The organism is Pedobacter sp. WC2501 (assembly GCF_052682415.1).
The window spans coordinates 5,335,807-5,349,267 of record NZ_JBQZFI010000001.1; the positions used below are offsets into that span (position 1 = coordinate 5,335,807).

Sequence of the window (13,461 nt, forward strand, 5' to 3'; positions counted from 1 at the left end):
ACATTTGCTGAAAAATACGAAGAAATTAGGAGTTTCTGTACTTATAACCCCAAATTTGCGGGTCTCCCGCTGATCTAGCAGATTTACGCAGACTAAGCTTTAAGCATCCTTAATTCTAAATTTCAGCGTTTATTATCTTAAATCTGCGGGAAAAAACATATGCCTCCGCTAAACACAAAGATTTACGCAAACGTGTATAGTTAGAGTTATTTCTTAATCAGCTTAAATTTCTTTAACTGTTGCCCATTTTTATTAATCACCCCTACATAAACCCCTGTTGATAAAGCATTGAGTGCAAATTTATTCGAACTTGTGGCTTTCTCTTCGAAAACTTTCTGCCCTAATATGTTAAAAATAGACAGGCTATAATCTTCAAATGATCCGCTCAGAATGGTTAAATAATCAGCTACAGGATTAGGAAAAAAAGAAAATTCATCCTCCTTCAGGATAACCACCGATACCAGGTCGCTTTGTACCTGACCGTTAGCTGTTTCGAAAGTAACACGATAAAACTGGATTCCGGCTTTCGGTTTATCATCAAAAGTGGTATAATTAAGCTGATTTGAAATGGGTTTCGTCTGCGCTAAAACACTAAAAGTATTTGGACCTGTCAGTTTTTCCCAGATGATGTTCTTTAAATCCAAAGTAGTGCCTATGCTCAGGTCAATTCTTATCCGCTGATCATCGGCCACTGATGCAAATAAATTTCTCACATAACAGGCAATTCCCTGCTGTGTATAATCGATCGTATAACTTTTCAGCCCCGTAAAATCTGTACCGTTCGCCGCCACAGCAAAATATTTGCTAGTAATCTTGCTTGCATCAAGCTTAACCAGGGTATCAGGAAGGGTTAACACCGGAGAAAGGATATTATCTACGATATTGTACAAAGTGTAGTCTTTTGCACCTGGTTGTGGATTCCAGTTAAGCACCAAACCATCTTTACAAAAATAGCCAACGCTCAATATCCTCGGACTGGAAATAACAAACGGCTGGCTCAATATTACATTTCCTTCCACTTCCATTTTTATCATTGCTTTAACAAACAAATCTGGTGGATTCCAATGGTAAAAGCCTGTACTTAAATCGACGCCCGAAGCAATTGATTTCCATGTAGTACCTCGATCATAACTCACCAACAAGTTTCCCGTTTGGCTTGTATAGGTATTCTCCCAACGGATGTAGTTATCTTCATTGGCAAAAAAGTATTCATTTTTTCCAGGACTAATAAAGGAAAAAGTGTTTTTGAATGTGTAACGATAAGCCAGTGCGAAGGACTGGTTATTACCTTGTTCGATCCTATTGCCTTTGACATGAATACTATAAGCACCGGTGGATGGATTATCAAGGGTAATTTGCTGAACATTATTGATAATATCTGCCTTACGCACTGCCGGTTTTGAGAGGGAATCTAAATGAGGAAAACTGCTTAATACCCAAGGCAGGATTTGGCTCCCTGTAGGGGTTTCGAGACTTAAATCTAATCCATTAACCAAACTTTGTGCTGCATTTACAACAGCAGGAGGATCGTTCCAGGCAATAGTCAGTTTCACTTCGGCTACATTCGCCGGAATAGTTAAGGGAATAAGCAAATCCTGATTTTTGGCCACTTCGTATAATGATGCCCTGTTTTCATCTAAAGTTTTTAACGATTGAGCTACATTGAGTTTTCCATAGCCGTACACAAAATCAACCTGAGGTGTGCCTAAATCATCGGCAGAATTAATCACTGTTGCCCTGATGAGTGATGCAGAAGGTGCTTTTTTATATTTCTGGTGATAAAATTGTTCGAGCAAAGTAATAGACCCGCTTGTAATTGCTGCAGCGCCTGATGTCCCATCTTCGCCTAGAGCAACAAGTTCAGGTTTTACACGACCATCGTATGCAGGCCCCTTGCTGCTTAGATTTTCAGAAATATTTTCTCTGTTGATCCCTCCTATCACCAATAGATTTTTCGCCTGCTTAAAATTACCCGTTAAATTGGCACGGGCAGTCATCCCCTGATAAAACCCTACTGAAGGTGTGCTTGTTCCTTTATTTCCCGCAGAAAAAACATGGATCAAAGTATCGGTTTCGAAGATTTGTTTATCGTATGCTGCAGTCTCTATTCCGTAATCGTTATCAATATCGGTACCATAAGAATGATTTTGAACGCTAACCTGAAGTTTATTTAAATCGGTAATCAGGTCGGGCATCAGATTAGTAAAATCAGAATAGGCAAGTTTGGCCTTTGGTGCTGCGCCTAAACCCCTGATAAAGGAATTGCCGTTTCCTAAAGCTAAAGTTGCCATAATGGTAGCATGAGTGGTAGGCGTTTTACCAATGGTAGCTCCGGTTACCGTTTTGCCCAATAAATCAAGATCGGTAGCATCGTACATCCCTTCTTTAAAAGAAACATTTATACCTGCACCATCAATGCCCGGGAAAAGATTTCTGGCATTAGAAATTTGATTTAAAGTCAGGTCGAGTCCATTTATAACCTCCTCCTCTTTGGCAACAGGTAAAATGTCGGCATATAAGATATCGTTAAGCTCCAACAACAACATTAAATCGCTTGATGATAGGTAAATAGTACAAATGTGATTTACAGTATCGGTTGATTTTATATTTAAACTCGCAATAGCCTTTGGCAGCGCATTTATATTTTTGAAGGCTAGTCGGACCAAGATAGAATCGTTCCTTTTATTGCTTTTACTCAGCACCTTCATCAATCTATCACTAACCTTCCAAAGTCCGTTGGCTTGTTCCTGGTAAATTATATGGTTTGAAAAGTTAGAAATATTCGATTTTTCGACGATAAAATAGTCGCCTGAAAGACTTTTTTGGGGTTTCAATAACTGAATTTCGGCTGCTGTTAAAGTATGGTTGAATCTGACCAGAACAGGCTGATCAGCGCCCAATTTTACAGAATTTCCAGTTTTTGAAATATATTTTTCATTTTTTTTCTCTATTCCGCCAGGTTGTACCTGTGCCTTTAAACTAAGAACAGACAGACAAAAGACTAAAACTAAATATACATTAATGACTTTCAAATATTATTTTATTATAAATTTTTGTTTACATGATTTATCTTCCCTAAATTAGGATTTATAAGGTAATCCGCAAACATTATTAACTAACTAATTCAACCTAAACTAATTTAATTCTAACTAAGATGAAAACAACTAATTTTTTATCGATTGCAGCAGCATGCCTTCTTCTCACGAACCTATACTCTTGTAAGAGTAATAATACGGAAAATGCAGTAGAAAGCAAGACTGAAATTTCAGCAGACAAGTTATCACAGATCAAATCCTTAGGCTTCAGTACCGACAATATCCGTAAGATAGACGAAGGTTACTTGGTGGAAGGCGATATTCTTTTAACTGACGACAATTTAGCCGAACCTTCTACTGATGCAAATTTAAATATTGCCGAAACTGAACAGTACCGAACCACAAACCTTGTTAAATCGTTGCCACGTGTAATTACAGTATCGGTAACCAATTTACCTCAGGTATATAGCGATGCTGTAAACACCATGATTTCGAGATACAACTCGTTGGGTTTACGTATCACTTTCCAAAGGGCTAGCGCCGGAACAACAGGAAACATTAATGTAGTAGGTTTTAACGAAGGGCCGAGCGGTGGTTTTATTACCTTAGGTTCTGCTGGTTTCCCTACCTCATCAGGTCAGCCTTTTAACCAGATCAGAATGAACACCAATTCAGCTGCATATGGCTCCAACCCTAATTTGCTGTACCTGGCTTCAGTAATCCAGCATGAAGTTGGCCATTGCATTGGTTTCCGTCATACAGATTATATGAACCGTGCTTTTAGCTGTGGTGCAAGTGGTGCAGGCAATGAAGGCGCATCGAATGTTGGCGCGGTGAGAATACCAGGAACACCTTCTAATCCTGATGCAGCTTCATTCATGTTAGCCTGTTCTAACGGTGGCAACCGCACTTTCAATGCAAATGATGTAATTGCTGTAAATTACCTTTACAAATAAAAGCCATTAACGGATTACCTTAACAGATCAGAAGCCCCGAAAATTTCGGGGCTTTTTTGTTTGACTCTTATGAAACAAGTTACTATTAACCATAGATGCACACAGATCAACACGGATTGATCTGTGTGCATCCTTTTTATCTGTGGTTAAATAACAACAAAATGGTTTGTGGGGAAACAAGCCATCACAATCATGTTAAAATTTAATCAGCTACCTCTTTGATAAACTTCCCACTGGCGTCGTACCAAACATTTACATCGGGAGTACCTTCAATATCGATTTTGTAGGTTATTTTTCCGGCAGTATTAATCCAGTCAACATCATCAATCCTGCCTTTTGGATATTTTGCTTTAATATTTTTAGCAATTACTGCTGGTAATTTGCCATTTGGGATATCCTTTTCAAAAGAAAGTGATTTGCCTGAAACGGAGTAAGTAGCCTTATGATCAACGCTTCCTATATTAAAATCGACTTCATAATTTGCGCCTTTCTTTTCCCAGTCTACATCCGTTGCTTTCGGATAAGCTTTATTAAATGCCGATTTAATAACAGATGGAACATCTTTTTGATTTATATCTTGAGCGCTGCTACTGGTAATCCCTCCAACCAAGAGAAATGCTGCCAAAATTGTGCTTTTATAATTCATAATAAAACAACAGTCATGTCCTTTAATTGTTTCGCCCGTAGATCGTCTAAAAAATGGTTTGTGAGGACACAAACCATGGCGAAAAGGGAAAACTTTGCAATCGAAAGGTTTAGATTTGAAACACAACCCTAAAATAATTAAACCTGATAGCGCCAAATAGCTCCCGATTTAAGAGAATATAGTATTTAAGAAAATTCAAATCGGGACTATAGGCAATAGCAGGGCTGAAATAACCGAAGAACTACCTGGCCCTGCTTTCCAAAAAACTATCTAACAGTAAAACAAACACTAACCGGGTAAATTGCCACGACTAATGAAGGTTAGTCTTATAAGACGACCCATATTAAAAAGACCCTGAAATAAATTCAGGGTGACGCAGCGATTAAATTAGCTTCGCAATGATGACTTATCGTTATAAAAAATAGTTTTTGAGGACACAACCATGGCAAGGGAAAATTGTTTCCAAAAAACAGATGGCTTGAAGTAAAAATATTTAACCACAGATAGACACTGATAAACACGGGTTGAATCTGTGTGTATCAGTGTCTATCTGTGGTTAAATGAAATTATTTTCCGTTCTGCTCAATATCTCTGTCTATTTCTACCAGGTCAACATCACTTGGTTCAGAAAAATCGCCGATTAAATATTTGTTAAAATGATCGGCCAGTTTCCAGAAAGCATACTCTGTCATATCTCCAAAACCATGGCGCTGACCTGGAATAATCAGGAAATCGAAACGTTTACCCGCTTTCATTAGCGCATTGGCTACACGGATTGAGTTCGCCGGATGCACATTGTTATCTACATCACCGTGCATCAATAACAAATGACCTTTTAGGTTTTTGGCCAGATCAGGATTTTTATCAATGCTATATTTAAATGAGGTATCGCCCTTTAAAGAGATTGTTTCTTTTACGCCATGGTGTTTTTCGCTCCACCAACGGTTGTAAATGCTATTATCATGGTTTCCTGCATTTGAAACCGCAGCTTTAAAGAAATCCGGATAAACCAACATGGCTGCTGTAGACATAAAACCACCACCAGAGTGACCGGTAATACCCACCTTAGACTCGTCTATGTATGAATATTTGGCGGCCAATTGCTCAATAGCAGTTTTTTTGTCAGCTAAACCATAATCCCGCAGATTGCCGTAACCATAAGTATGGTACCATTTAGAACGCGAAGGGTTTCCGCCTCTATTGCCTACGGTAATTACGATGTAGCCAAATTGAGCTAAACGTTCTGTTCGGTCCATGCTTTTGCTGAAAGCTTTGTTTACAGCCTCGGTTTGTGGCCCTGGGTAAACATACTCGATAATCGGATACTTTTTATTGGGATCGAAATCAAAAGGTTTATACATCACACCGTACAAATCAGTTATTCCATCATCTGCTTTTACTTTGAAAGGCTCAGGAAATTTGTAACCCGCTGCCACCAGCAATGAAAGATCTGTAGTTTCAAGATCCATTACTTTTTTGCCTGTTCCATCGTAAAGCGTCGCTTTTGGTGCAGTGTTTACCCTCGAATAATTATCAACAAAGAAGGTATTGTTATCATTCATATTTGCCAGATGGTCAAAATCGCCGGCATTTAACAATTTCATGTTCGAGCCATCGAAATTAATACTGTATAAATGTAAATAATAAGGATCTTCTTTGCCTTCCCTGCCATTAGCGGTAAAATAAAGAATGCGTTTTTTCTCGTCGATATTTACGATGCTCTCACAATGGAAAGCACCTTTGGTAATTTGGTTTTTCAGCTTCCCGTTTCCATCAAAAAGATAAAAATGTGCCCAGCCATCGCGCTCACTCCAATGAATCAACTCTTTACCATCGTTAACTAAACCCGGACGGTTAACTTCAACATAAGTATTAAAGCGTTCATCGATTAATGGAGTAACCTTACCTGTGGCAATATCAACAGTACCAATATCAATCCGTTTTAAATCGCGGCTGGTACGCGAAAAATAAAACCTGCTATCGTTACCTAACCAAATAGATGGGCGGAACTCGTTATCACGGTCTTTATTTAATGAAGGTTTGCTCCATACGGAAACACTTTGATCTTTAAATGCAGCAACACTCATTTTTTTATAAGATTTTGCAGCAAAATCGAACAGTAAAATTTCATCCTGAGGAGCTTCGGCTTCTCCGGGCATCTGGTATTTATAAGTTTCTAAAGTTGGCCGACCAGGCGTAACACTATTAATTACCCAAAGATCTTTAACCTTGCGCGAATCGGTTCTGTCTAACACAAAATATTTCGAATTCGGCGACCAAAGCACATAAGCGCCGCGACGTTTTTTATTGTTTTTTTCGTTCTCCACATTGTTCTCGCCATCGCCATCACTTCCGTACGAATAGAATTTAATGCCATCTTTAGTGAGTTGGTGCTCTACAATGGTGCTGTCATCTTCATTTTTAACCGCTTTTTTGTAGTTGTCTTTATCCATCCAAAACAGGTTGTAATTACGGGAGAAGATAATGGCCGAAGAATCGGGTGCTACAGATCCCCATGATGGTTTAGGCTTTGGTTTACTGAAATTTGGTACCTCAGTTAATTTTGCACTGGCCAATTCGTATTTGAAAGAAAATATTTTTTTCTGCATAGAATCTGCAGCTTTTTTATCTTTTCTATCTTGTTTTAGCTCATCAACCGTGCTTTTGATTTCGAAAGAAATACTTTTTTCGTCGGCAGCAAATTTTAAGTTTTCGAGCGGTAAATGTTCTGCATCGAATGGATCACGAACAATCAGGGTAATATCTGCTGCCAGCTTAGCATTATCAAACATTAGTTTTTTACTTTTTGATGCAGGATCTACCAGGTACCAGAATTTCCCTTTTGGACTTTCGAAAGTGTACCAGAATCGGTTGCTCAATTTTAGCCAATGCGGATCTACAGCGGTAGAATAAACCATCTTCTTCAACTTGTTTGGCGAAAAACGCGATGCAAGCTGATAATTTGCTTTAGGCTGTGGCTGAATATTTTCGGTTATGGTAAAGGTTTTATTTTGTGCGGCTACACTTAAAGATAAAAACTGCGCGCCTAGCATGAGTTTGTAAAGTTTATTCATCAAAATTTTGTTTGAGCCGCTAAATTATTTAATTAAAGGATATTAAGCAGGTTCTAACGTGTAATAAATGCGATAGTTAATATAATTTCCTGCAACTGAAATTAATTATTAACACAATTTATTTTGATAGATAAATAATTGATGGATTTTATAGTTTTGTAGTTATATATCCTAATAATGAAATACAGCTTTTTAACCTTAATAACAGCCGGAGCAATCTTATTTGCCAGCTGCCAATCTAAATCTCAAACAGAAAATTCTGCCAATAAAGATTCTGCTGCACAAAGTACCAAAACTGAAGCAAGTACCGGAACACCAGTTGATGTTTCGAAAATTAAAGTTGCTGATGCTAAAACCATTTTAGCCAGAAAACAAGTGCCAATTTTGTGTTACCACCAGGTAAGAAACTGGAAACCAACTGATGGTAAAGTAGGTAAAGACTATATTGTGGAAATCCAGAACTTTAAAGACCAGATGAAAATGCTGGCCGATAGCGGTTACCACACTATCTTACCAGATCAGCTTTATGCGTACTTAAACACCGGTGCTGCCCTACCGAGCAAACCGATTATGTTAACTTTTGATGATACCGATATGGATCAGTTTACCATTGTACGCCCAACTTTAGAAAAACTGGGCTATAAAGCGGTTTATTTTATCATGACCGTTTCGATAGGTAGAAAAGGCAAATTTGTGGATTATATGACTAAAGAGCAGATTAAACAACTTTCAGACGAAGGAAATGTTATCGGCAGCCATACGTACGACCATAAAAACTTTAAAAAATATACCGGTAAGGATTGGGAAGAGCAATTAGATAAACCAACCAAAAAACTGGAAGAAATTACTGGTAAAAAAATGACCGAATTTGCCTATCCTTTTGGCTTATGGAATGCAGAAGGCATCCCTGAGCTTAAAAAACGTGGTTTTAGAATGGCTTATCAACTATCAACCAAACGTGATGAAAAAGACCCATTGTTCACCATCCGTAGAATTATAGCCAGTGGTTATTGGTCGCCAAAAACATTGAGCAACAGCATTAAAAATAGCTTTTAATTAAGCGTACAACGTTATTAAACGAATATGAGGAATTTTCTGCTCGTAGGTGCTGCTGCTACATTATTTTTAGCCTCTTGCCAGTCATCTAATGCTAAAAAAGTAAAAACTGATACGAAAGTTGCTACTGAAGAAATCAAAATAGATTCGGTAAATACCAAACCTGCCGATAACAAAACCATCCTGGCTCGCAGAGAAGTACCCGTTTTGTGTTACCACCAGATCAGGAACAATATTGCCAGTGATAGTAAAAGAGCACATGACGATATTATTGCCCCTGATAAATTTAAGCTGCACATGAAAATGCTTGCTGATAGCGGCTACCACTCTATTTTACCAGACCAGTTGTACAATTACCTGGTTTACGGTGCTAAATTACCTGAAAAGCCTATTATGATCACCTTTGATGATACGGATGAAGACCAATTCACCATTGGGAACACCGCATTGAAAAAGTACGGTTTTAAAGGTGTTTATTTTATCATGACGGTTTCCATCGGCAAAAAAGGCCGCATTAGTTACATGACTAAAGAGCAGATTAAACAATTAGCTAACGAAGGAAATACCATCGCTAGCCATACCTACGACCATAAAAACTTTGCACAATTTACCGATGCCGACTGGACGACTCAAATTGATGAACCCACAAAAAAACTGGAGCAGATTACTGGAAAAAAAATAGAATATTTTGCTTTTCCTTACGGAGTTTTCAAATCATCAACCTTATATAAGTTAAAAGAACATGGCTTTAAAGCTTCATTTATTCTGTCTACTTCAAGAGATGAAAATTTCCCGCTTTATACCATCAGAAGAATAATCGATCCGGGAAGATACACAGCAAAAAACTTATATTACAGCATAAACAAGAGTTTTAACAAAACAAAATCTTAGTAAAGAGGTTTAAATCTGGAAGGTTGGCGCAATCGGATGATAAAACATCCCAATGTTACAATCTTCCAAATTAGTTAATTTGTCTGCCTTATGAAGTATTCTTTTCTTTTTTGCCTTTTTGGATTAGCGATAATATCAGCCTGTAATAGTCCTAAAAACGGAACCAATACCAGCGAAACTACAGATAGTACGGTTAATGTAAAAGCCGGGCTTACCGAGAGTTTCTATAAGCGGTTAGAAGGCACCATTGCAGGCAAAAAGGTAGTCATGCATTTGCAAAAAGTTGATGATGATGTAAGCGGTTCTTATTATTACGATGGCTCATGGCTTAACCTCTCAACCGATACGCTAATCGGAAAAGATAGTATGGTACTTACCGAGTATAGTTTTTATGAATCATACTTTACGCAGGATTCAAAATCACCACATTTAAAATTAAAATGGAATAGAAATGGTTTTGACGGCACATGGGAAAGTGGCGATGAAACAAAAAAATACCCGATTGCCCTAAAAGAAAAATATCCTGAAGGAAGTTATCAGTTCAATGCAGGCATATACGAAGATTCGGTTAAAGCTTTTGCCAACCAGGCCAAATCGCCAGCTGCGCAGATCAGCTTTGAATACCTGGAAAGTAAAAATTCAGATGAATATGGCAATTGGTTAAATACTGAACTTAAAAAGATATTAGGGATAAAGTCACAAGTTGAACGGTCAATTGGTTTTAAAAACATTGCTGCAGACTATTTTAAAGATTATAAATTGCAGGTTGCCGAACAATCAAAAAATAGCAAAGGTGATGATTATGAGGCCTGGATGAACTACACCAATAACAGTCAGCAATCGGTTAATTATAATGATAATGGTTATGTGGTAATCGATTTCCTGGCCGATGCTTATACCGGCGGGGCACATGGTAATTATAGCAGTGTAATGTATTGTTTGGACGTGAAGAACAAAAAACAAATGGTGCTGAACGACATTGTTCAAATCGATTCGAATACTTTACAGGGTATTTTAGAACGCAATCTTCGCAAAGAATATAATATTAAAGCCAAAGATGCTTTAAGCACTGTGCTTTTTGATGACTTTATAAAGCCAAATAATAACTTTTATTTCAATGCGAACGGCATCGCTTTTATGTATAACCCATACGAAGTAGCCAGTTATGCCCAGGGACAGATTGTGGTTTTTGTACCTTATGCAGATATAAAGGCTTATCTGGTGCCGGTTTTTGTGCAGCGAATGGGAATTAAATAGTTACCAATTGGCTGTGATCAGTTTACAGTTGATATTTAGATACTGGTTAATCAGTTAACTGTAAATTGTAAAGTACAACCCGAAATTTGCTTCTGCGATAATCACCTTAAATCAGCGGGAATAAATATGAAAAAAGGTTTCCCGCAGATGACACAAATTTAAACGCAGATTTTCCGCGCCAGCGATAAATATAGAATAGCCTAATACTGCAATGTTGAACTGTTAACTAAAAACTTTACAGTATTTCTTTTACAATATAATCTTTGCCATTAAACTTAAAGCTTTCATTGATAGCTTTTCCAATCAAAAACCTCCCTATCGGCGAAGCCTGAGATACCGCAAAGAATTTTTGTCCATCGGTATTTAATTCGCCTGCACTAATGCTGATATAAAAATTACCTTCGGTAGTGAGCACCAAACTTCCGTTTTTAACCAATCGATCTGATTCTACATTTTCAATCTGCTGTAAAGCAATTTTTTGTTGCCCTGCTTCGTACAGTAATTTACTATTGCGATCCATTTCTTGCTGCATCATTTCGCGTGTGGTTTCATATTTATCACCTGCACTACTTTTCGTATCGTCATTAGAAGCTTGCCTGGCTTGTTGTAGCGAATATTCAATGTTTTCTATCCTGTTTTGGATAAAAGTTAAGCAAAGCTGATAAAGTTTAGATTTTAATGCAGACATATATGATAATGGAAGATGGATAATGGTTGATGGATGATGTAGCTATTTGCGAAGGTCAAAGGCCTGTTTTAAAACGGATTCTATTTTCTTTTTGGGAATATCTTCGAGGTGATTGATCAATAAAATTTTCATTCTGGCCCTTTTCTCTTGCAATAGATCTTCGTTTTCAATTTTATATCCGTCAACCAAACCAATGTAAGGCTGATGGAGTTTTTTGTGTGTCCAAAGATAACAGAACATTTTCCCTTTGTGGTAATAAAATGGCATTCCGTATTTCCAATGTTCAGTAATATCTTCATACCCCATTAAAAGTGACCTTAAATATTGCAGGCAGCTTTTTACAGGTTCATCTTTTTGTTCGAAATAATGATCAAGAGGATTTAGCATAACATTAAATAATGAGAATTTAGATGGATCGTTTCTACCGAGCTGGAGATGATGAAGGCTTTTGACTTAAGACTATGGACTTAAGACTCTAAACTCCTGTCTCCCAACTCAAAACTACCCCTCTATCCACCTTACTTTCTCTTCCATAGAAGTCCGGTTCGGCGCCCAGGGTTTTTCGTTATGATAACCCATGTAAAATAAGCCGATGCACTTTTCATTTTCATCCAAACCTAAGAAATCGCCTAAATTATCAATCAATGGAGGAGAACTCCAGTATGCCCCAACCTGCAAACTTTCTGCAGTTAAAGCCATGTTCTGAACCGCGCAGGAAACCGCAGCCAACTCTTCCCACTCAGGTATTTTACCACTAACCTGCATGTTAATGGCAATAATACAATCAGCCTGACTAGTTTTCTCACCAAAGCTGTCGTACTTTTTCTGAAGAAATTGTTGAGGGGAAACCAACTCTTTATATAGTTTACCAAGTTCCTCACCAAGTTTTGCCAATCCAGCTTTTCTGATGACCACAAAACGCCATGGCTGCGTTAATTTATGTGTCGGTGCATAATTGGCCGTTTCTAAAATCTGGTTAATTACCTCAACCGGAATTTCTTTTTTGATATAGCTGGCAGGAAAAATACTGCGACGTTCTTTTATAACTTTTGAAACGATATCGTATGTTGTACTCATTTGGTAAAAATAGCTAAAAGCTCAAAGACTAAAGCTGAAAGAGAAAAACAATTTGAAATCAATTAAAATATTTGACGCTATGTTAACTGAAAATAAGATAGAAGCTGGAAGGATATATGAGGTGGAAGGCTGAAGGTAGAAAGGTTTAAGGTTAAAATTCCAAAGATTTGACTTTACGTTAACTGAAGCTTAAAACAATTAACTGCAAATTGATATCTGTCAACTGCGAACTGATAACTGCTTCCTGATCTGTTTTACTTTCGAAAAGAAGCCTATGCTTTCTTTAGCTACCAGAAAATCCATGGTTTGTAACAACTCTTCCTTAATCCAATTATGCTTGGTATTTAGATTGGCCAAAATGTTTAAACAATGTGATTTAACAGCTACCGGAATCTTTTCGTCAATTAACCATGCAAAAACGACCTCTACCAGATGATCGGTATCATAACCGGCAAGGATTTTCTTGATTTCCATAGAAGCATTTTTCCTGGTCATAAAGGCCAGTATTTTAACATAATGCCTCAATGCCGATAAATTATTTTGTTGAGGAAATTTCTCCAAAAAATAAAGGGCATAGGGTAAAAACCTTTGCTGATGCTTAGTAAATACATTTTCTAAAATCCACGCAGCCCTGAAACCGATCTGTTCGTCATGATAAAAACTTAAATCGATCAGATCTTTTACCGAAAAGGTGTCTTCTGAAGCGATGGCCGCTAATTTTTCTACTTTGCTTTTCTGAAGGGTGGTTTTTATGGTTTCGAGCAAGAGATCGTTTTGCATA

Annotated in this window: 11 protein-coding genes; 4 read left to right on the forward strand and 7 right to left on the reverse strand. The window is 37.6% G+C overall.

What is annotated here, in order from left to right:
• Nucleotides 1-206 precede the first annotated feature (206 nt).
• Nucleotides 207-3,032 (reverse strand): S8 family serine peptidase, encoded by a 2,826-nt coding sequence (locus ACUN24_RS22425; RefSeq protein WP_445564545.1) that lies wholly within the window; start codon nt 3,030-3,032, stop codon nt 207-209.
• Nucleotides 3,033-3,154: 122 nt separating this feature from the next.
• Here ACUN24_RS22425 and ACUN24_RS22430 point away from each other — a divergent pair, with 122 nt between their 5' ends.
• Entirely contained in the window at nt 3,155-3,991 is an 837-nt protein-coding gene (locus ACUN24_RS22430) for a M57 family metalloprotease (RefSeq protein ID WP_445564546.1), read from the forward strand.
• Between the two features lie 202 nt (nt 3,992-4,193).
• Here the strand turns inward: ACUN24_RS22430 and ACUN24_RS22435 are convergent, their stop codons facing one another.
• Nucleotides 4,194-4,616 (reverse strand): PepSY-like domain-containing protein, encoded by a 423-nt coding sequence (locus ACUN24_RS22435; protein WP_445564547.1) that lies wholly within the window; start codon nt 4,614-4,616, stop codon nt 4,194-4,196.
• A 587-nt stretch (nt 4,617-5,203) separates the two neighbouring features.
• The gene (locus ACUN24_RS22440) at nt 5,204-7,711 is read right to left on the reverse strand and encodes a DPP IV N-terminal domain-containing protein (protein ID WP_445564548.1); all 2,508 of its coding nucleotides are present in this window, start codon (nt 7,709-7,711) and stop codon (nt 5,204-5,206) included.
• 177 nt (nt 7,712-7,888) lie between these two features.
• Between ACUN24_RS22440 and ACUN24_RS22445 the strand changes: the two genes are divergently transcribed.
• The 3 genes from ACUN24_RS22445 to ACUN24_RS22455 all read left to right on the forward strand — a co-directional run bounded on the left by ACUN24_RS22445 (nt 7,889) and on the right by ACUN24_RS22455 (nt 10,915).
• On the forward strand, nt 7,889-8,767 hold the full coding sequence (locus ACUN24_RS22445) for a polysaccharide deacetylase family protein (RefSeq protein WP_445564549.1): 879 nt from the start codon (nt 7,889-7,891) through the stop codon (nt 8,765-8,767).
• Between the two features lie 27 nt (nt 8,768-8,794).
• Entirely contained in the window at nt 8,795-9,658 is an 864-nt protein-coding gene (locus tag ACUN24_RS22450; RefSeq protein WP_445564550.1) for a polysaccharide deacetylase family protein, read from the forward strand.
• Nucleotides 9,659-9,748: 90 nt separating this feature from the next.
• Nucleotides 9,749-10,915 (forward strand): DUF3298 domain-containing protein, encoded by a 1,167-nt coding sequence (locus tag ACUN24_RS22455; RefSeq protein WP_445564551.1) that lies wholly within the window; start codon nt 9,749-9,751, stop codon nt 10,913-10,915.
• Nucleotides 10,916-11,150: 235 nt separating this feature from the next.
• Here the strand turns inward: ACUN24_RS22455 and ACUN24_RS22460 are convergent, their stop codons facing one another.
• From ACUN24_RS22460 to ACUN24_RS22475, 4 genes are all read right to left on the reverse strand, one after another.
• On the reverse strand, nt 11,151-11,603 hold the full coding sequence (locus ACUN24_RS22460; RefSeq protein WP_121282965.1) for a 3-oxoacyl-ACP synthase: 453 nt from the start codon (nt 11,601-11,603) through the stop codon (nt 11,151-11,153).
• Between the two features lie 42 nt (nt 11,604-11,645).
• Entirely contained in the window at nt 11,646-11,990 is a 345-nt protein-coding gene (locus ACUN24_RS22465) for a DUF1801 domain-containing protein (RefSeq protein WP_445564552.1), read from the reverse strand.
• Nucleotides 11,991-12,104: 114 nt separating this feature from the next.
• Nucleotides 12,105-12,680 (reverse strand): nitroreductase family protein, encoded by a 576-nt coding sequence (locus ACUN24_RS22470; RefSeq protein WP_445564553.1) that lies wholly within the window; start codon nt 12,678-12,680, stop codon nt 12,105-12,107.
• Nucleotides 12,681-12,899: 219 nt separating this feature from the next.
• Nucleotides 12,900-13,460 (reverse strand): hypothetical protein, encoded by a 561-nt coding sequence (locus ACUN24_RS22475; RefSeq protein WP_445564554.1) that lies wholly within the window; start codon nt 13,458-13,460, stop codon nt 12,900-12,902.
• Nucleotide 13,461: the final 1 nt, after the last annotated feature.

Excerpts from the sequence above, each read along its gene's own strand:
- ACUN24_RS22430 (WP_445564546.1), top strand. The coding sequence starts at position 3,155 with ATGAAAACAACTAATTTTTTATCGATTGCAGCAGCATGCCTTCTTCTC.
- ACUN24_RS22440 (WP_445564548.1), bottom strand. The coding sequence starts at position 7,711 with ATGAATAAACTTTACAAACTCATGCTAGGCGCGCAGTTTTTATCTTTA.
- ACUN24_RS22445 (WP_445564549.1), top strand. The coding sequence starts at position 7,889 with ATGAAATACAGCTTTTTAACCTTAATAACAGCCGGAGCAATCTTATTT.
- ACUN24_RS22450 (WP_445564550.1), top strand. The coding sequence starts at position 8,795 with ATGAGGAATTTTCTGCTCGTAGGTGCTGCTGCTACATTATTTTTAGCC.
- ACUN24_RS22455 (WP_445564551.1), top strand. The coding sequence starts at position 9,749 with ATGAAGTATTCTTTTCTTTTTTGCCTTTTTGGATTAGCGATAATATCA.
- ACUN24_RS22460 (WP_121282965.1), bottom strand. The coding sequence starts at position 11,603 with ATGTCTGCATTAAAATCTAAACTTTATCAGCTTTGCTTAACTTTTATC.
- ACUN24_RS22465 (WP_445564552.1), bottom strand. The coding sequence starts at position 11,990 with ATGCTAAATCCTCTTGATCATTATTTCGAACAAAAAGATGAACCTGTA.
- ACUN24_RS22470 (WP_445564553.1), bottom strand. The coding sequence starts at position 12,680 with ATGAGTACAACATACGATATCGTTTCAAAAGTTATAAAAGAACGTCGC.
- ACUN24_RS22475 (WP_445564554.1), bottom strand. The coding sequence starts at position 13,460 with ATGCAAAACGATCTCTTGCTCGAAACCATAAAAACCACCCTTCAGAAA.